This window comes from Amycolatopsis ponsaeliensis (genome assembly GCF_030182635.1).
GTDB classification, from domain to species: Bacteria; Actinomycetota; Actinomycetes; order Mycobacteriales; family Pseudonocardiaceae; genus Amycolatopsis; species Amycolatopsis ponsaeliensis.
On record NZ_JAPZLD010000044.1, the window covers coordinates 75,409 to 94,652 of the forward strand.

Here is a 19,244-nt window from a genome sequence, read left to right on the forward strand (position 1 = left end):
ATCGAAAAGGCCTTGGCCGCGTGCCGACCGGCGAGCCGTGAACGATTCAGGCGCGCGGGGGAGCGGTGGTGCGCCGGGGGACCAGCTTCGGCGAGAGCTTCACCTGGGACGCCGGGCGGTTGCGGTCGGCGATGCGCTCCAAGAGCAGCCTCGCCGCGTCGGTGCCGATGTGGTGCCCCGCCTGGTCGACGCTGGTGAGCGAGATCGGTCCCAGGGCAGCGAAGCTGGTGTTGTCGTAGCCGGCGAGGGAGACGTCCTCGGGCACGGTCAGACCTGCCTCGGACAAAGCGGTCAGCACGCCCATGGCGACGATGTCGGCGCCGGCGAAGATGGCCGTCGGGCGCTGGGCACGAGCCAGGATCTGCTGCGTGCCGAGGTAACCGCCCTCCTGGGTGTAGCTGGTGGAGACGATGTCGGCTTCCAGGCCCCTGGCGTGCATGGCTTTCCGGTAGCCGTCGGCGCGGACCGCGTTGGGCATTTCGGCGAGGCGGGCCGGGTCGGTCTCGTGATGCTCGATGTGGGCGATCCGGCGGTGGCCGAGATCGGCGAGGTGGTCGACGACGAGCGCGGCGCCGACCGTGTCGTCGTCGGTCACCGTGTCGTAGTGCTCCGAGCGGGAATGGCGCCCCACCACGACCGTGGGAATGGTGGCGGCGAGGCGTTCGAGGCGGCTGTGCGACATGACCGGGGCGATGAGGACGAGGCCGTCCATGCCGCGGTCGACCATCGCGTCGGTGAGCTTGCCTTCGTCCTTCTCGTTGTCGCAGCTGGGGCCGAGCAGCACGTGGTAGTCGGTGTCGCGCAGCGTGTCGGTGAGGCCGTCGAGGATGTCGGGGAAGAACGGGTTGCGGATGTCGGGGAGCATGACGCCGATGGTGTAGGTCTGGCCGCGCAGGCCCCGGGCCGCCGCGTAGGGGCGGTAGCCGAGCTCCTCGATCGCCCGCTGGACCTTCTCCCGCATGGCCGGGCTCGCACCGTAGGCGTTGCGCAGTACCTTCGACGCCGCCGTCGTCGAGACGCCTGCGTGGCGGGCGACGTCGACGATCGTCACCCGCCGTTGTGACTCGGCACGGTCCATGTGGGAAACGTTACCTGTCGCATGCAAGCCTGACACCAGGTATCTTGACGCGGTCTCCGACGACTCTTAAAGTCGTCCGCACCCTTCAGTGGGCAACGTTACCCAAAGATCCTCGACCAGGGCCGATGCGTCGGCCGCAACGTTGAAACGTTCAAACGAGGTGGGCGCCAATGACTGTCGCCATCAAGGCCCGACGCGCGGACGCGGTCGCGGTGCCGCCGGAGCGGCGGCGCGACCGGGGGAGCCGGCGGGCGACCCCGCCGTGGTGGTTCACCGTACCCGCGTTGCTGCTGTTCGCCTTCGTGGTGCTCGTGCCCAGTGCCCGGGGCGTCTACTACGCGTTCACCGACTGGGACGGCCTGTCACCGGTCTTCTCCTGGGTCGGCTTCGGCAACTTCGCGGACATGCTCGACGATCCCGCGGCCACCCAGGCGGTCGGGCACACGCTGGTGATCGCCGTGGCGATCACGGTGATCCAGAACGGCGTCGGGCTGCTGCTGGCCCTCGGTGTGAACAGCATCATCAAGTCCCGCAACGTGCTGCGGGTCCTGCTGTTCGCCCCGGCCGTGGTCACGCCGATCGTGTCCGCCTACCTGTGGCGCAACCTGCTCGGCCCGGACGGCGCCGTCAACAGCCTGCTCGGTGCCGTGGGCCTGGACTCCTGGCGGCAGGACTGGCTGGGCGACCCGGACATCGCGCTGTGGTCGGTGGTCGGCGTGATCGTGTGGCAGTTCGCCGGCTACTCGATGGTCATCTTCCTGGCCGGACTGCAGTCGATCCCGCGCGAGATCCACGAGGCGGCCGCGATCGACGGCGCCGGGGCGGTCCGGCGCTTCTGGTCGGTGACGCGGCCCTTGCTCGCGCCGGCGTTCACGATCAACCTGATGCTGTCGATCATCGGCGGGATCAAGCTGTTCGACCAGGTCTACGCGCTCACCGGCGGCGGTCCGGGCCACGCGACCGACACGCTCTCGACGCTGATCTACAAGGACGCCTTCACACTGGGGGAGTTCGGCTACAGCATCGCGCTGGCCGTGGTGCTGACGGTCATCGTGTCGGTGGCGTCGACCGGGCAGTACCTCGGGCTGTCGCGAGCCGAGAAGGCCGTGTCGTGAACCGCTACCGCGGCCGCACGCTGACGCTGGAACTGGTGATGATCGCCGTCGGGCTGGTCTTCGCGTTCCCGGTGTACGTGCTGGTGAACCTGGCCATCCGGCAGCCGTCGGACACCTCGTCCCCGATCGCGCCGACCACTTCGCCCACCTTCGACAACTTCACGCAGGCCTGGGAGCAAGGCGCGCTGGGCGGGGCGCTGGCCAACAGCGTGCTCGTCACCGTCGGCTCGGTGGTCGTCATCCTCGCCGTCTCGGCGCTCGCGGCGTACCCGCTGGCCCGGATCGCCGCCCGCTGGTCGCGCTGGACGTTCCTGCTGATCATGCTGGGTCTGGTCCTGCCGTTCCAGCTGGCCGCTTTGCCGCTGTACCAGACGATGCGCGACCTCGGCCTGCTCGGCACGCCGTGGGCCCTGATCCTGTTCTACTCCGGGCTGCAGGTGCCGTTCACGACGTTCCTGTACGTCGGGTTCCTGCGCGCGGTCCCGCGCGACTTCGAGGACGCCGCGCTGATCGACGGCTGCACGACGCTGCAGGGCTTCCGGTATGTCGTCCTGCCGATGCTCAAACCCGTCACCGTCACCGCGCTGGTGCTCAACGCGGTCGCGGTGTGGAACGACTTCTTCACCCCGCTGCTGTACCTCAGCGGTGGCGCCCAGCAGACCCTTCCGGTCGCCATCGCCGGGTTCGTCGGCCAGTACGTGTCCGACTGGAACCTCATCTTCGCCGCACTGGTGATCAGCATCGTGCCGATCCTGGTCGTCTACTTCGCACTGCAACGCAGCATCATCAACGGCTTCGCAGGAGGACTCAAAGGATGACGGACACGCTGAGCCCGTACGGACTGCGGACCGAGCAGCGCCACGAGCCCCTCGGCCTGGGCGAGCCGCGCCCGCGGCTGTCGTGGCGGCTGGCGAGCGACCGCCGTGGCGCCGCGCAGAGCGCCTACCGGATCACCGCCGCCGAACGCGCGGCCGACCTCGACGACCCCGCGCGCCTGCTGTGGGACAGCGGGCGCCGGGAGGCCGGGGACGGCGTGCTCGTGCCCTGGGACGGACCGGTCCTGCGCTCGGCCACCCGCTACCACTGGCGCGTCGAGCTGTGGGACGAGACCGGAGCCGCGGCGGGTGCGGGGGAGACCTGGTTCGAGACCGGCCTGCTGCACCGCGACGACTGGACCGCGCGGTGGATCAGCCGTGACTCCCTTGCCCAGCCGGTGTTCGACCCGCCGACCGACCACAACCAGCCGCAGGGCGAGCCGCCGCTGAACCTGCGGCGGGAGTTCGAATTGACGCAGGAACCGGTGCGAGCCCGCTTTTACGCCACCGCGCACGGCGTCTACGAGGCGTCGCTGAACGGGGAGCGCGTCGGCGACGTCGAGCTGGCACCGGGGTGGACCGAGTACCACCATCGCCTCCAGTGCCAGACCTATGACGTCACTTCATTGGTGCGAAAAGGGAAGAACGCTCTCGGCGCGCTCGTCGCCGACGGCTGGTGGTCCGGATTCGTCGGCTTCGACGAGCGCCGGCCCGCGCGCCACTACGGCGACCACCCGGGTTTCCTCGCCCAGCTCGTGGTCGACTTCGCCGACGGCTCGAGGCAGGTGGTGGCCACCGATCCCGCTTGGACCGAGCGGCCTGGCGTCGTTCGCTCCGCGGATCTGCTGATGGGGGAGCACGTCGACGCGTCCGTTGTCGACGGATCCGGCCGGCCGGTGACTGTGCTCGACGACGACCTGGGACCGCTCGTGGCGGAACCCGATCCGCCGATCCGCGTCACCCGCGAAGTGCTTCCGATCTCGGTGACCGAGCGAGCGGCCGGACGGTTCATCGTCGACTTCGGACAGAACCTCGTCGGCCGGGTGCGGCTGACCGTCCGCGACACCCCGCCCGGGCAGCGGATCGTCCTGCGGCACGCCGAGATCCTCGACGACGGCGAGCTGTACGTCGCGAACCTGCGGCGAGCCACGGCGACCGACAGCTACGTCACCGGTGGTGAACCGGTCGAGGTGTTCGAGCCGCGGTTCACTGTGCACGGCTTCCGCTACCTGGAAGTCCGCGGGTACGCCGTCTCCGCGGACGACCTGATCGCCCGGGTGCTGCACAACGACACGCCGTGGACCGGGACCTTCGAGTGCTCCGACCCGATGGTGAACCAGCTGCAGGCCAATATCGTCTGGGGCCAGCGGGGCAACTTCGTCGCGGTGCCCACCGACTGCCCGCAGCGCGACGAGCGCCTCGGCTGGCTCGGAGACGCCCAGATCTTCGCCCCGACCGCCGGCCGCAACGCCGACGTCTCGGCGTTCCTCGCCCGCTGGCTGGCCGACGTCGTCGACGGCCAGGACGCCGACGGCGCGTTCGGTGACGTCGCCCCGCGGATCGCGATGCCCCGCGAGGCCGCGCCGGCCTGGGGCGACGCCGGGGTGATCGTCCCGTGGCACCTGTACCGCACCTACGGTGACCGACGCGTCCTGGAAAACTGCTTCGCCGCGATGGTCGCCTGGGTCGCGCACATCCAGCGCCACAACCCGGACCTGCGCTGGCGGCACCGGACCGGCAACTCCTACGGCGACTGGCTGCAGATCGACGTCACCACGCCCCGGGACGTGCTCTCCACGGCGTACTTCGCCCGCAGCGCGCAGATCGTCGCCGACGCCGCCGAGGTCCTGGGACGAGCCGACATCGCGGCCGAGCACCGGGCCCTGCACGCGTCGATCCGCGCCGCGTTCATCGAGTCCTATGTGGACGAGGACGGCACCGTCGAGGGCGGCACTCAGACCGCATACCTGCTGGCGCTGGCGTTCGGACTCGTGCCGGACGAACTGGTGCCGGCCGCGGTCGATCACTTGGCCGCGGACGTCGAGAAGCGCGGCAACCGGCTCACGACCGGGTTTGTCGGGGTCGCGCTGCTCTGCCCGGTGCTCGCCGACCACGGCCGTGACGACCTCGCGTACGCCCTGCTGCAGCAGGAGGAATTCCCGTCCTGGGGCTACTCGATCCGGCACGGCGCCACCACGATCTGGGAACGCTGGGACGGCTGGACCGAGCACGGCGGCTTCCAGTCCGCCGCGATGAACTCGTTCAACCACTACAGCCTCGGCAGCGTCGGCGACTGGCTCTTCGGCCGCGTCGCCGGCATCGACCAAGCCCCGGATTCCGTCGCCTACTCCGAGCTCCTGCTCCGCCCGTTGCCCGGCGGGACGCTGACCTGGGCCCGAGCCGAGCAGGAAACCGCGCGTGGTCGCGTCGCCTGCGGCTGGTCCCTCGACGGCGAGCAGATCACCGTCACCGCCGTGGTCCCGCCGGGGGCCACCGCCGTGCTGGAAGTCCCCACGACCGACCCGGCGAGCATCACGAGCGAGTGCGGGATCCGCACCGGCACCACCCTCCGGCTGACCTCCGGCCACCACGTCGTCACCGCTTCCTTCACGAAGGAGTCGCTATGAAGATCCGCCACGTCCTGCTGGCCGTGACGACCGGCGCCGCGCTGGTCGCCTGCAGCGGAGGTACCAACGCTGCCAATCCGGGCCCCGGCGACCAGACGCTCTCGCTCGCGTCGGTCGACCAGGGATCCATCGAAGACGTCGTCAAAGCGTTCGAAGCGGCCAACCCCGGGGTGAAGGTGAACTTCACGACCAGCGGCGCCGACCAGTTCCAGGCGCAGATCCGCACGCAGCTGTCGTCCGGCACCGCCCCCGACGTGATGTCGGTGTGGCCGGGCAACGGCAACCCCGGCACCGGCACGGTCCTGGCCAAGGGCGGCTACCTGAAGGATCTGTCGGACCAGCCGTGGGTCTCGAAGTTCCCGAAGGTGGTCAGCGACGTCGCTCAGTACGAAGGCAAGACGTACAACGCGATCTACGGGATCAACGGCATCGGCGCCGTCTACAACTCCGACGCCATGACCAAGGCCGGCCTCACCGCGCCGACGACGTGGACCGAGCTGCTCGCGTTCTGCCGCGCGGCCAAGGAGAAGGGCACGCCGGCGTTCGCGCTGGGCATCCAGGACAACTGGGTCACCCAGGTCGCGCTGTATCCGCTGGCCGCCACGCTCGTGTACGGCCAGGACCGCGACTTCGAGAAGAAGATGGCTGCCGGCCAGACGTCCTTCGCGAACTCTCCCTGGGCGGCGGCGTTCGCGAAATACGGCGAGATGGACCAGACCGGCTGCTTCCAGGAGAACCCGCTCGGCACCAGCTACGAGGCCAGCCAGAAACTGGCCGCCACCGGCAAGACGCTGGGCATCATCCAGGGCAACTGGGTGATCTCGCTGCTGAAGAAGCAGAACCCCAGCGGCACCTTCACCCTCAAGCCCGTCCCGGCCACCGATGATCCTTCGCAGACCATCGTCCCGGCTGCGGCCGGCGCAGGATATGGCGTCAACGCCAAGGCCAAGAACCCGGAGCTGGCGATGAAGTTCATCAGCTTCGTGATGTCCCCGCAGGGCATGAACCTGTTCGCCGGCAAGCAAGGCGGCCTCCCGGCCCTCGCCGACACCGGCTACCAACTCGACCCCTCGCTCACCGAGCTGTCCACGTACATCAACCAGAACAAGACGGTGCCGTTCATGGACCAGCTGTGGCCCAACCCGAAGGTCCAGCAGACGATGCTCACCGGCATCCAGGAGGTCTTCAGCAAGCAGTCGACCCCGGACAAGGTCCTGGCAGCGATGGACGCGGACTACAAGTCCGGGACCTGATGCGCTCCTGCAGGGTCTTGATGGTCGACTGGAGCGCCCTGCGTGCCGAAGACCATGCGCAGCGGTGCGGGTTCGGTCCTGACGCCCTCGATGATGCGGGCGGTCATCCGGGCCGGGTCGCCCGGGGGGAGCCCGTTGGCCGGGTCGAGGTAGTGCCGCCGGTCGGGTCGACAGCGAGGGGAAGCAGTACCTGGCCAGTGGCACGCTGACCCCAGTCCTTCGTGTTGGTGGCAGTATGCGATGGCCGACCGTTCTGGTGAAAGATATCAATCAGTCATCGCGAAGACAGGCGTGCCTGCGACACTGAGCGCGCGGAGTCTGCGGTCAGCAGGGCCTCCCGGCAACCAGCCGCCGATCCCCTCTCCGACGATCCGTAGGATCGTCGGAGAGGGATCCAGCCAGACTGGGCAAATGCTGCCGGCCACGACAGATGCAGCCCGCCGCTGACGACCTCAGTAAAAGATCGTAATCGCCCCCGGCAGGTCGGGGAACTCCGCTTTCGTGGCCGCCGTGAGGCAGTCGTTGAAATCGGGTCCGACCCGGGCCTGCTCGTGGTAGTCGCCGTAGTCCGTTTCTCCTCCTCGTGCCGTGATGCCCTGTCGTCGCAGACATGCGACAGCGTCGTCCCGTAGTCGGGGATCCAGTGCTCCTGGGTGGGCCGCGAAGTAAGCCGGCTCAACGTTACCCAGGTTGGCTTCCCGGTCGCAGGCCGCGAGCCGCGCGTTGAACACGTCGGGCCACCCGTCGTGCGGCGGGAGGACGTCCCGCATCAGCAGGCGCTGGTCGAGTGGGCTGACAACCGGGCCGAGCGTGTGGTAGCCGTGCCCCCGCATGCAGTCCAGGAACCTGGTCACGGCGGCGCGGTAGTCTGCGGCGCTGACCGGTGCGGCCGGACCCCGTCCGCCTGCGCCGGCCCCGGCGCAGCCCGCGACGGCCAGAGCGGCCAGGGCGGCCGCGGTCACGGCGCAGGCTGACGAGGCCGGCGTCACGTCACCGACACGTTGCAGCTGTTGCAGCCCCAGTGCAGGCCGCGAATCGCGTCGATGTTGTAGATCCGGGTGAACGCCTGCGTGTTGCTGCCGTAGACCCGGGGCGAGATGTAGCCGTCCCGCGACTGCAGCGCGACGGAGAGGGTGCCCTCGCACGTGCCGCTGACCTTGGTCGTTTGCGCCCAGAAGTTACCCCCGCCGCCGCCGCTGGCGATGTAGTTGGTGCCGCAGGAGCGGCTGACGTTCCGCGCGCCGAGGGCGTCGGCGGGTGCTGTCGACATCAGCGTCATCCCCAACGCTGCGACGGCACCCGCGACCGTCACCTTCTGCCAGCGCTTCACGGTGGTTCTCATGGCTTCCCCTTTGCTGAATAGTGTGGCGATTGACGAACCGCGAAGTTGTTTGGCCGTCGCACCCCTTCCATTCGGCTGCAGTTCGATCGATGCGCGCTTCGGCGTGTGTGCCAACGATTCGACGGCTGCGGCTGTGGACTGGTGCAGGTTGTTCTGCTCTTCGCGGACGGTCGTTGCCATGCCTGTGTAGCCCGTGCAGGTTGTTCAGTGTCGGACACTGGACTCTGTACAACGGTCGCTGAACAATGGCGCCGGAGGTGGTGGCGGTGCCGCGTGGCGAGCGACCGCTGGAGGGCGGGGACGGCGTGGTGACACAGTTCGCCCGTGACCTGCGGAAATTGCGCGAAGAGGCCGAGCGCCCAACGTATCGGGAGCTCGGTGCACGCGCGCATTACTCCGCGGCTGCGCTGTCGGAGGCGGCCGGTGGACGCAAGCTGCCCACCCTGTCGGTCACCGTGGCCTATGTTGCTGCCTGCGGCGGCGACACCGCCGAATGGGCGGCACGGTGGCGAGCGACGGCGGCTGAACTGGCCGCCGCCGACGCTGAACCGTCCGATACGAGCGACCAGGGTCAGGCGCCGTATCTGGGCTTGGCCGCCTTCGAACTGGAGGACGCCGACCGTTTCTTCGGCCGGGCTGAAATGGTCAGAGACCTGGTCTGCAGGGTGAGCCGGCACCGGTTTCTCGGAGTTTTCGGTCCCTCCGGATGTGGCAAGTCCTCGGTGCTTCGCGCGGGCCTCGCTGCACACCTGACCTCCGAGCGCGAAAAGGACAACGCTCCGGTCGTGGTATTCACTCCCGGAGAACGCCCGATGGAGGAATGTGCGGTCCACTTGGCCCGGTTCCTCGGCCAATCACCGGGAGAGCTGCGAGACGAGTTTTTCGAAGATCCTCGCAATCTTCATTTGCGGATCCGTCAAGCTGTGGCCGGCACCGCCGCCGATAACGACGTGGTGCTGATCGTCGACCAGTTCGAAGAGCTTTTCACCCTGTGTTGCGACGAGTCGCAGCGAGTGCGGTTCATCGACGCGCTGGTGACCGCCGCAACCGAACCGACCAGCCGGACCAGAGTGGTCCTCGGTGTCCGGGCGGACTTTCTCGCGCACTGCGGGCGCCATCACGGTCTGGTGTCGGTGCTGAACGACGCGCAGGTACTGGTCGGCCCGATGAGCAACGACGAGCTACGCCGGGCAATCGTCGGGCCCGCCGAGCAGGCCGGATGCCGGCTGGAAACGGCCCTCGTCGCACGTCTGGTCGGAGACGCCACGCGCCAAGCCGGGATCCTGCCGCTGGTCTCGCATGCCCTCCTGCAGACGTGGCTGCGTCGGCAAGGCACGCTCATGACCGTCGCAGGCTATGAGGCGGTCGGCGGTATCGAGCACGCGCTGGCCCGCAGCGCCGAAGCTACCTACCAGGGTCTCGGCACCGATCAACAGCCCATCGCCCAGCAGGTCTTCCTGCGCCTCACAGCCCTGGGCGAGGGAACCGAAGACACCAAACGCCGAATCACACCGGGTGAATTCGACCTCGACGACGCCGCCACTGTCGCGGTCCTGGAAACGCTGGCTCGGGCACGGTTGATCACTCTCGGGGACGACAGCGTCGAGATCGCGCACGAGGCCCTGATCCGGCACTGGCCACGCTTGCGCACCTGGCTGGCCGAAGACCGTGACGGGCACCGGATGCACCGGCGGCTTACCGAAGCAGCCGCCGAGTGGGGGTGTCACGAGTGGGACGTCGGCTTGCTGTATCGAGGAGCGCGCCTCGACACGTGGGAAGGGCGCCCGACCGGACGGCTCAACGACAAGGAGCGGGCGTTCCTCACTGCCAGCCGAGATGCCGCAGAGCGGGACCGCCTGGCCAGGCGGCGCCGGATCCGGTTCGCCATCGGTGGCTTGAGCTCCGCCATCGCCATCATGACCGTTCTCGCACTGGTCGCGCTGGTGATGGCTGCTCGAGCCGATGACCAGAGGAAACTGGCGGTGGGCCAGCAGTTGGTCGCCGACGCCCGTGCACAACTGCAGATCGCTCCCGAACTCGGCTTGCTGCTGGCCCGTGAGGCCTACACGATAGCGCCGTCCGATGACAGCGAAGCCGTGCTCCGGCAGGCGACCACCGACTCGCACATCCGTACCACGCTGATGGAAAACAGCACCCAGACGAAGTTCAGGGAACGAGGCCCCTTCGCCGGTGCGGTTTTCAGCCCGGACGGGAAGCATCTCGTCGCCAGTGATGCCGGTGATGCCGGTGGCACGCTCCAGGTGCGAGCCTGGGACGCCGAACACAGCGTGGGGAGCAGAAGGCAGACACTGCGCGCCACCGGGTCATCGCTGGTGCGGCCGGTGTTCAGCGCGGACGGCCGCCGGATCGCAGCGTTCGGCGATGACGGCGTGCGTGTTTGGGACTGGGAGCGGGTCCTGGCCGGCCAGGCACAACCGCTGGCCGTCCACCCTGCAGAAGACCTGATTTGGCTGAACAAGATCGCACTCAGTGCGGACGGCCAACAGGTGGCCAGCGGCAGTCACGACGGTACTGTCCGGTTGTGGAACGCAGCCGGCAACGACCCGCCAAGGGTGCTCCACGGCCACGACGGATGGGTCTTCGGCGTGGCGTTCAGCCGTGACGGGAAGTGGCTGGCCAGCGGCGGAGAGGACGGCACAGTCCGGCTCTGGAGCCTCGCCGATGGCGGAAGTCCGGCTGTGTTCCGGAGGCACGAGGGCCCGGTGGACGCGGTGGCGTTCAGCCCCGACGGCCTCCACCTGGCGTCGGCGGGCGCCGACGGCGCGGTGAGGGTGTGGGACCTCGCCCATCCGCCGGACTCAGTGGTGCTCGGCCGCAATGGAGGCGGCATCCTCGACATTGCCTACAGCCCCGACGGGCACTCGATCGCCAGCGCCGGCAACGACAGCGCGGTGGAAATCTGGGACGCCGACCACGCTGCCGGTCCGACGGTGTTGCGGGGCCACCGCGGCGCTGTCTGGTCTGTCGCGTTCAGCCCCGATGGAAAGTCCGTCGCCAGCGTGGCCGACGACGGGACGGTCAAGGCATGGGACGTCGACTCGGTCGATGACCTGATCGTGCTGCGCGGTCATCAAGGACGTCCCGATCCCGTCGAACTCATCCCGTACGGGCGCCCGATGAACGAAGGTCCGGTTGGCAGCATCGCCTCCAGCCTGGATGGGCGCCTGGTGGTCAGCGGGGGGCAGGATGGGACGGTCCGCGTATGGGAGATATCCGGTAGCCGCGAACCGATCGTGCTGGCCGGCAACACCAGACCAGTGGTTCATGTCGCCGTCAGCCCCACCGGACGACAAGTCGCCGCGGTCTACGGCGACGGCACCATCAATGTCTGGAAGACCGGCGCTCCTGCCGCGCCGACTCGGCTGAGTGAGCCACTACCCGGTCTGCCGGTACTGCGGCTGGCCTTCAGTCCCGACGGCAACCGGCTCGCCGGTTTCACCCAGGGGAACATTCCCTACGTGTGGAGCACACCGGAAGACTCGTCGGCTCAACCGGTTCCAGAACCGCTTCCCGGTGGTGCGCCATCCCAGACGCCGCACCGTGTTGCCTGGAGCTCCGACGGACGCTACATCGCAGCGACCGTGAGCGACGTCATCCTGCTGTGGGACCTCACGATCCGCGGCAGCCTCAGGACATTGCCCGGCTTGTCCAGCCGGATCCAGGCGCTGGCTTTCAGCCGGGACGGGACATACTTGGCCAGCGGGGATGACAACGGCGCCGTCCACATCTGGAATCTCGCGAACACAGCCAACGGCGCTGCCCCGGTCACGTCACGCGGCCGCCACCAGGGCGCTGTCCGAAGTGTGGCTTTCAGCCAAGACGGTCGCCACCTGGTTACCGTCGGCATTGACGCCACCGTTCGAATCCGGACGCTGACCAGTTCCGGTGAGCCGCTGGTGCTCAACGGGTTCCGTTCCGCAGCATCGGAGGTCGCTTCGCTCGCCGATGGTCGATACGTCACCGCCCACGACGACGGCACGATCCGAATCTGGCGATGTCCCGCATGTGGCTCCATCGCAGAGGTCCTCGCGCGGGCAGACCGCCACGTCACCAGGGAACTCACTCCCGAAGAACGCCATCAGGCCGGAAGGCCCTGACGGGCCGCGTCAGTCGAGCCGGTCTACGACCGCTCACGGAATTTCGGGGACGGTTCGTTGCCTTCGCTGTTGTCCGTCCATGCTGTCGCACTGGGACTCCCAGCTATCGGATGGCAAACCGGCGACTACGTGCTGGACCGCGGGACGGTCGTGGCGACCGGCGGTGTCCTCGGCGTGCTCGGCCGCCTCGGCGTCGGTGAACACGCGACCGGGGCGACGCTCGGCCGGATGGGCACCGTGGCCTGCTCCGCACGGAACGCCGTGGCCGCCAGGCGGTTCTCGGGCTGACCGCGCACGGCACCGAGGTGCTGCGCGATGGGCAGCGCAAGCTCGAGGGCGAGGTCGTCGACCGGCACTGAGACGGCCGGTGGACGCTGCTGACGTTCTCGGTGCCGGAGAGCCGCCGCGCGGACCGGCACGCGCTGCGGACCCGGCTGGGCTGATTCGGCTTCGGGGCGTTGCGCAGCGGACTCTGGGTTTCGCCGTCGGCGCAGGACGATTCGGCGGCGCGACCACGCCGAGGCGTTCCGCGCCGAATCCTTCCTGTGGACCGACCCGCGCGCATCGCCGGGGAAGCCTGGGACCTGGCCGGGATCGCCGACGGTTACACCCGGTTTCTCCGCCGCTGGACGGGCGGGGCCTTCGCCGACCTCGACGACTTGTCCCGCCGCGTCCGGCCGGGAGCGGAATGGCTGATCCGCCGCGACCCGGTCCTCCCGCCCGCGCTCCTGCCGGAGGACTGGCCTGGAGTCCGTGCCGCGGCGTTGTTCGCCGAGCTGCGCCACCACTGGGCCCGCCCGGCCCGGAAGCTGACCGGGAAACTACTCGGGTCCATTGTGGACGGCTGACCGGCGTTCCGTTCCCACCGTGACGGTCACCGCCGGAGACATCGGAGTTGCGCTTGGACCGACCGGAGGCGCGTCACCAGGTGTCGTTCGGAGCGGGCCCGCGCCATTGCCTGGGTGCGGTATTGCCCGCCCGACGGGGACGTCTCGCTGCCCCAATGGGCGGGGAAGACGACACCACCGTACGTCCGCTCACCACCTGTTTCCGCGAAAAGCCGGTGCGAAGGTTCGAACAAAGACCGGCATTGGCGGAAGCAGGTTCGGAGTGGACGAGATCATCAATTCTTCGCGTACCGTGCTCAAGGCGACCTACAGCCGGATCATGACACCGTCCGGTTCCACCGCGGAACGCGCCGAACCCACCGCTTTCGACAAACTGGCGTTCGCCCGCGACCTCAAGCTTTCCTCCGGCGAAGCGTCGAGCTTGGCCGCCGCCGGGCTGCCGGACGGCGCGGTCCGCCTCGCCGGCGCCGCGGCCGGGGAGCCGGCGTCGGCACCCGCCGCGGCCGCGCTGGCGGGCCGGACACCGGCCGACGACCTGGTCGCGGTCGCGCGGGCGGTGCAGGACCTGCGAGCCGATCCCGGACTCGCCGTCCTGATCGACCGGTTCGACGAGCGGCGGCAGGTCGAACCGGTGGCGTGGCTGCACCTCGAGCGGATCGAGATGGCGCCGGCCGGGCTCGAGCGGGGTGAACTGGTGGCGACCATTCCGATGGCCCCGCATGAAAAAGTCACCGTGAGCCACAAGGAATGGTCGACGCACAGCACCGAGTTCGAGAACATCGTCACCGACTCCTTCGAGTCCTACAGCGAGGAAGGCGTCGCCGAAAAGCACGACGTCGCGATGAGCAGCGAGTCCGAAAACCAGCGGGACAGCGCGACGAACTTCGGGGTCACGGCGACCGGGAGCTACGGCCCGGTTTCCCTGACAACGAGCCTCAACCTCTCCTCCGCCCAGTCCGAACGGGACACGCGCACGACGAGCACCAAGGACGCGCTGGAGAAGACCCGGAAGTCGTCCGCGCGCGCCCGCAAGGAGCACAAGGTGTCGCTGCGCGTGGAAACTCGCGGTGGCACCGAAGACATCGCCGCCCGGCAGCTGGAGAACCCGAGCAACCAGCCCGTCCGGATCGACTACTACCGCATGATGCGGAAGTGGCGCGTCGACCTGATCCGCTACGGCCTGCGGATGACCTACGACCTCGTCGTCCCGGACCCCGGTGCCAACCTCCGCAAGCCGGTGCTCGACCTGGCCGCGGTGGAGCAGCGGCTCTCCGGCGTGTTCAGCTTCGACGACGTGCCCGTCACCGGGCTCACCCGGGAGAACTGGGCGGGCTACGCCGCCAAGTACGGCGTCACGGTCGATCCGCCACCGCCCGCCCGCCTGCTCCAGCCCGACCTCACGTTCGAGTTCCCCGCGTTCATCGACGAGGGCGAGGCGATCAAGCGCCGCTTCCAGTCCTGGCAGTTCGACCTCAAAGAGGGCTACGTCTTCCGGCCCGAGCTGTTCGAGGTCAACTACTACGGCTGGCAGCCCGCGGACCTCGCCCAGTTCGACGTGGTCGGCGACGAATCCGGGGTCGTGTCCGGGGTGCCGCAGGGACCGGAAATCAAGGGGCACTACTCCTCGAAACTGGCGCACCTGGACGGCAAGGCGGGACACATCTCGATCCAGTACGTCCACCGCAACATCAGCTGGGCGGGTTTCCGCCTGGCCTACCACCTCGACCTGACCGACGACGCGTTCGCGAACTGGCAGGCGACGACCTGGGCCAAGCTCCGCGACGCCGCCGAACAGCAGTACTACGCGACGCAGCAAGCACTGCGCGACACCCGGGAACGGCTGCAGGCCGCCATCGACCGGGACGACACGCTCACGCTCCGGCGAGCGGAGCGTGAGGAGGTCATGAAGCGCACGCTGCAGTGGCTCTTCGGCCCCGCGTTCGATGTGACGCCGAACGACATCGAGCAGGTGCTCGACGCGGTCCGGGACTCGTCGTCGCTCTCCCCGATGTCCGCGGACGACTGGGGCAAGGTCCGTGAGTTCGGCGAGTTCGTGAAGTTCCTGCACCAGGCCGTCGAATGGGAGAACGTCCTGTACTTCCTCTACCCGTACTTCTGGGGCTCGCAGGCCCTCGGCGACCTCAAGCAGTTCCTCTGGCACCCGGACCCGACCCGCCGCGACTTCCTGCGCGCGGGCGCGGCGAGAGTCGCCCTGCCGATCCGGCCCGGATTCGAGGTCGACTTCGCGACGCTGATGGAAACGGGCTCGCTGCCCCAGCCCGGCACCGCGCCGCGGCCGCCGTACGTGACGCTGGCGCAGGAGATGCAGTTCTTCTCCCGGACGAACTACGCGGGGATCCCGCCGGCGAACCCGGACGTGCGGGCCCGGACCCGGCCGTTGGTCTCCGAACGCCAGCAGAAGGCGTGGGAAGACATGCAGGTCGTCATCCGCGCCCTGGAGGCGTTCGCCGAGGCGGCCAAGCGGCGGAAGTTCCCGGGCTGGACGGGCGCGCCCGCGGAGCCCGAGTACTACCCGACGACGGCCCAGGGGCTCGCCGTGCTGCCGGGCCCGCTCCCGCTCCCGCTCAAGGATCCTTGGAACAAGCCCTACCTCTACGAATCGCCGGGGCGGACGGCGCCGTTCCTGCTGCGCTCGCTCGGTGCCGACGGACAGCCGGGCGGCGACGGCGACAACGCCGAGATCAGCACCGAGGCCGAGGGGAACCTCGTGGCCAGCTGGTTCGAGTACACGCCGTCCAGCGGCCTCGACATCGCGCTCGGCGACCCGGCGGACTGACCGGTGGCCGATTCGGACAGCATCGGCAGGAGCCTCGGCCGCCTGCCGTGCGAAGGCACCTTCGACGTGCGGCGGGCCGGGCCGACCCCGTTCGAGTACACCGCCGCGGAACTGTTCGTCAGGGAGCAGTTCGGCCCCGCGTTCCGCGCCCGGTACGGGACCATCGGCACCGCCGTGACTTGGCAGCTCGACTTCCTGTTCACCTCCTACGAGGCCGAACAGCATTCGCCGGCGATCGCGGCGATCTTCAAATACCTGCGGAGCGATTTCACGAACCCGATCAGCACGGGCAAGATGGCGCAGTTCCGCAAGGCGTACCGCGACGGCACCCTCACCACGGAACTGCTCGCCGACCTCATCAAGTTCGCCGGGGGCTTCCGCAAGCCCGACATGTGCGGGATCACCGACAACGTCGACCCGGCGCGCATCGAACTCGTCGAAGTCGGCACCGTGCCGACCCGCGCGAGCACCCGCAAGGAACTGGACGACAAGATCCGGCAGCTGCGCACCCAAGTCGTGCCCTTCGCGCTGGGTGAACTCCGGGCGGAGGCACTGGCCGAACACCACTCGCCCCCGGTCCGGGACATCCAGGTGCTCGGGTCGCCGTGGCGGCCGGCCTTGCGGGTCTGCCCGCTGCTGCCGGGCACCGACGAAAAGGGCGGCCGCACCTACCAGTGGATCTGCTACGAGCCGACGTTCGCCGACGAGGCGGGCCGAGGCGAGGACGGCCTGGTCATCTACCACATCCAGGAGGTGAAGGCGGCCGACGTCGGCTCCCGCCTCCTGCCGCCCGCCGTCCTCGCGGACATCACCGAAGCCGTGCGGCGCCACAACAACCAGCGCACGGGGCCGCAGCTCCTGCCGGAACTTGTCCCGGTGTGGAACAAGCACGAGCCGACGTTCGACCGCGACACCATGCGCGTGCTCGCCTACGGGGCAGCGGGGGTGGTGGGCCTGCTGGCGGTGGCCCTCCTGGCGGCGGCCGTGGTCCCGGGCGCGACCGCCGGCGCGGCGCTGGCAGCCGAGGGAGCGGTGGAGGCGGGCGTCGCGATCAGCCGGTTCGTGTCGGGGCTGAGCACGGCGACCCAGGCAGCGGCGAGCGCGCAGGAAGCCGCGACGGCGCTGAGCGGCTTCGCCCGGGCGGCGCTGGCCCACTGAGCCTCGGCGGCACACATCCGACTTCCGGGAAACCGAATCGATCAGCCGGGCAAGAACGGCAGCTTCGAGATCCACCGGTGTGCGGTCGCGCAGGCCTCGGCTTCGGTGGTCCGAAGGTGTTCGACGACTTCGCCGCCGGACCAGAGCATGAGCGCGACGACGCCGGGCCGGATGGGAGTCAGCCCGATGAGGCGGCGCTGCCGTTCCGCTCGGCGGTGAGCCACTCCCCGGTGGTGCACTCGGCGGGACGCAGTAGCCGTCGGCGAGACAGGACCAGTCACGGGAGTGTCGGAGTCGGCGTCCAGAGGCGGGCCGTGCCGTCGTCGCTTGCCGTTGCCAGCATCGTGCCTGCCTGGTTTACCGCTACCTGGGTCAACGCGTCCTCATGGCCCGACAGCGGCGGGCCGATCGGGACGCCGGTCGCCCAGTCCCACAGACGTGCGGTGTGGTCGCGGCCGGCTGTGATCAGGGTGCCGGGCTCGAGGAACGCGAGGCCCCAGACGGGGCTGTCGTGTGCCGTCCACGGTTCCCGCACGGCCTGCTTGGTCGCGGTGGTCCACACGTGGACCGTGCCGTCGTCGGCTCCGGCGGCCAGCGTGCGCCCGTCGGGGCTGAACGCCACGCACGCCATGGACGAGGAGTGCCCGGCGAGGTGCACGTCGACCGGTTCCCGATCGCCTGCGTGCCGCAGCCGCACGTCGCCGTCGGTGTCCGCGGAGGCGATCCAGCCGCGGGGGCTGACCGCGAGGTCGTTGATCGCACCGGTGTGGCCGGTCAGGACCGAACCGAGGGAGGGCTCGCCGGTGATGTCCCACACCCGCACGAGGGTGTCACCGCCGCCGGTGATGAGTGCGCGGCCGTGCAAGCTGAACGCGACGGCGACCGCATAGCCGTCGTGCTCGAGGGGAGGGACCGGCAGGGCGGTGGTCGTGGCCGGGTCCCACAAGCGGACGGTGGTGTCCACGCTGGCGGTGGCGAGGACGCGACCGGTCGGGCTGAAGGCGACGCCCCAGACGGGACCGCGATGACCGCTCATCGGCTCACCGTGTGGCGTCCCGTCGTGGGTGCTCCACAGCCGGACGGACATGTCCGCGCTCACCGTCGCCACCAGCCGGCCGTTCGGGCCGAACGCCACCCCGGTCACCTCGCAGTCGTGCCCGGTCAGGATGCTCGTGCAGGACCAAGTTGTCGCATCCGGTGTTGGCGGAGGTGCGGCCGGGCCTGTCGCCGGAGCTGCCTGGCCGACTCTCTCGGCCTGTCGTGCTGCGAGCCACAACCTGTGGAACTGGGAGGTGTCCCCGCCGAGTGCCTCGACGATGAGCTCGAGATATCCCCATTTGGGTACGCGCGGTCCCGCGAAGGTGTTGTGCACGGTGGCGTGGCTGAGGACACCGGTGCCGATATCGCCGGCGATCCGGCGCAGGCCGGGCTCGCCGGCCTGAAGGTGGAGTTCATGCAGGCGGTCGAACAAGACGGTGATCGGGCCTGGCGGGGTCACCGCTCTTCTCAGTACTCCCACGATCCCAGCGTACGAACTGGGCGATACCGGTCAACGTTCGTTCACGAGCGTAAACCCGGCCGCGGCGTCGCGGAGGATCGACTGACCGACATCAGGAGGCGGCGATGGGGATGGTCGAGTGGATGACGGCAGCACTGCTGGTCCGGCCCGTGGTGGCCGAGATCGGCAAGCTGGTCGTGCTGGGCCGGTCGGCGTGGTCGACGGTCAGGCCTGGCCGTGGGGATCGTGCTGCTGGAAGCGACCTGCGCTTTGAAACATCGGCGGAATCCACGGGCCCGTACCGCGGGGAATCGGACGCTGTGGACACTGATGCAGAACGGTGAGCGCGACATGGTTGTCCTTGTTCTGGTCGGGCTTCACCGTGCGGAGGCGGGTTGAGATGGGCCTGCTTACCGCAGCCGAGCATGTCGCGTTCCTTCTCGTCGGGCTGTCGGCCGGAGCATGGATCGACTGCGCTTCGCCGCCCCCTGCGTGTCAGGGTGAGTTGAGTCCACTGGTTCACAGCAACCCGGCCTGATGCAGGGCGAGATACGGATCAACTGAGATGACCCGCACGAGCATGTCCTCGCTGGTC

General features: G+C 69.1%; 14 protein-coding genes and 2 pseudogenes. 11 read left to right on the plus strand and 5 right to left on the minus strand.

The annotated features are described in order from the left end of the window. Positions 1–46 precede the first annotated feature (46 nt). Positions 47–1,078, minus strand: coding sequence for a LacI family DNA-binding transcriptional regulator (locus QQ657_RS43990; protein WP_284748320.1), 1,032 nt, complete (start codon positions 1,076–1,078; stop codon positions 47–49). Positions 1,079–1,248: 170 nt separating this feature from the next. Here QQ657_RS43990 and QQ657_RS43995 point away from each other — a divergent pair, with 170 nt between their 5' ends. Genes QQ657_RS43995 through QQ657_RS44010 form a run of 4 tightly spaced genes read left to right on the plus strand, consistent with a single transcriptional unit; the run spans position 1,249 to position 6,888 of the window. Next, entirely contained in the window at positions 1,249–2,193 is a 945-nt protein-coding gene (locus QQ657_RS43995) for a carbohydrate ABC transporter permease (protein ID WP_284748321.1), read from the plus strand. Further along, complete coding sequence (locus QQ657_RS44000) at positions 2,190–3,011, plus strand: carbohydrate ABC transporter permease (RefSeq protein WP_284748322.1); 822 nt, start codon at positions 2,190–2,192, stop codon at positions 3,009–3,011. Before QQ657_RS43995 ends, QQ657_RS44000 begins: the two co-directional genes overlap by 4 nt. Then, positions 3,008–5,635 carry an alpha-L-rhamnosidase gene (locus QQ657_RS44005; protein WP_284748323.1) on the plus strand — a complete coding sequence of 876 codons (2,628 nt, stop codon included), beginning with the start codon at positions 3,008–3,010 and terminating at the stop codon, positions 5,633–5,635. Before QQ657_RS44000 ends, QQ657_RS44005 begins: the two co-directional genes overlap by 4 nt. Next, positions 5,632–6,888, plus strand: a complete 1,257-nt coding sequence (locus QQ657_RS44010) for an ABC transporter substrate-binding protein (RefSeq protein ID WP_284748324.1) — start codon at positions 5,632–5,634, stop codon at positions 6,886–6,888. Before QQ657_RS44005 ends, QQ657_RS44010 begins: the two co-directional genes overlap by 4 nt. Positions 6,889–7,340: 452 nt before the next feature. On the opposite strand, the gene QQ657_RS44015 is transcribed toward QQ657_RS44010, so the two are convergent. Beyond that, a complete protein-coding gene (locus QQ657_RS44015) occupies positions 7,341–7,742 on the minus strand; it encodes a hypothetical protein (protein WP_284748325.1) in 402 nt (133 codons plus the stop codon). A gap of 131 nt (positions 7,743–7,873) precedes the next feature. Beyond that, positions 7,874–8,230, minus strand: coding sequence for a hypothetical protein (locus tag QQ657_RS44020; protein ID WP_284748326.1), 357 nt, complete (start codon positions 8,228–8,230; stop codon positions 7,874–7,876). Between the two features lie 245 nt (positions 8,231–8,475). Between QQ657_RS44020 and QQ657_RS44025 the strand changes: the two genes are divergently transcribed. The 6 genes and pseudogenes from QQ657_RS44025 (at position 8,476) to QQ657_RS44045 (ending at position 17,151) form a co-directional block, all read left to right on the plus strand. Beyond that, the gene (locus QQ657_RS44025; protein WP_284748327.1) at positions 8,476–12,348 is read left to right on the plus strand and encodes an nSTAND1 domain-containing NTPase; all 3,873 of its coding nucleotides are present in this window, start codon (positions 8,476–8,478) and stop codon (positions 12,346–12,348) included. A gap of 69 nt (positions 12,349–12,417) precedes the next feature. After that, on the plus strand, positions 12,418–12,636 hold the full coding sequence (locus QQ657_RS44030) for a hypothetical protein (protein WP_284748328.1): 219 nt from the start codon (positions 12,418–12,420) through the stop codon (positions 12,634–12,636). Between the two features lie 83 nt (positions 12,637–12,719). After that, positions 12,720–12,791: pseudogene (locus QQ657_RS56860) on the plus strand (PaaX family transcriptional regulator C-terminal domain-containing protein); the annotation flags it as partial. 102 nt (positions 12,792–12,893) lie between these two features. Beyond that, the gene (locus QQ657_RS44035; protein WP_284748329.1) at positions 12,894–13,196 is read left to right on the plus strand and encodes a PaaX family transcriptional regulator C-terminal domain-containing protein; all 303 of its coding nucleotides are present in this window, start codon (positions 12,894–12,896) and stop codon (positions 13,194–13,196) included. 262 nt (positions 13,197–13,458) lie between these two features. Further along, positions 13,459–15,993 (plus strand): type II secretion system protein GspG, encoded by a 2,535-nt coding sequence (locus QQ657_RS44040; RefSeq protein WP_284748330.1) that lies wholly within the window; start codon positions 13,459–13,461, stop codon positions 15,991–15,993. A gap of 3 nt (positions 15,994–15,996) precedes the next feature. Continuing rightward, positions 15,997–17,151 (plus strand): hypothetical protein, encoded by a 1,155-nt coding sequence (locus QQ657_RS44045; protein WP_284748331.1) that lies wholly within the window; start codon positions 15,997–15,999, stop codon positions 17,149–17,151. A gap of 41 nt (positions 17,152–17,192) precedes the next feature. On the opposite strand, the pseudogene QQ657_RS44050 reads toward QQ657_RS44045, so the two are convergent. Together QQ657_RS44050 and QQ657_RS44055 are read right to left on the minus strand one after the other, a co-directional pair. Next, positions 17,193–17,428 (minus strand): annotated as a pseudogene (locus QQ657_RS44050) (hypothetical protein). Further along, complete coding sequence (locus QQ657_RS44055) at positions 17,429–18,670, minus strand: WD40 repeat domain-containing protein (protein ID WP_350310753.1); 1,242 nt, start codon at positions 18,668–18,670, stop codon at positions 17,429–17,431. Between the two features lie 104 nt (positions 18,671–18,774). On the opposite strand from QQ657_RS44055, the gene QQ657_RS44060 reads away from it, so the two are divergent. Continuing rightward, positions 18,775–18,993 carry a hypothetical protein gene (locus QQ657_RS44060; RefSeq protein ID WP_284748333.1) on the plus strand — a complete coding sequence of 73 codons (219 nt, stop codon included), beginning with the start codon at positions 18,775–18,777 and terminating at the stop codon, positions 18,991–18,993. Positions 18,994–19,244: the final 251 nt, after the last annotated feature.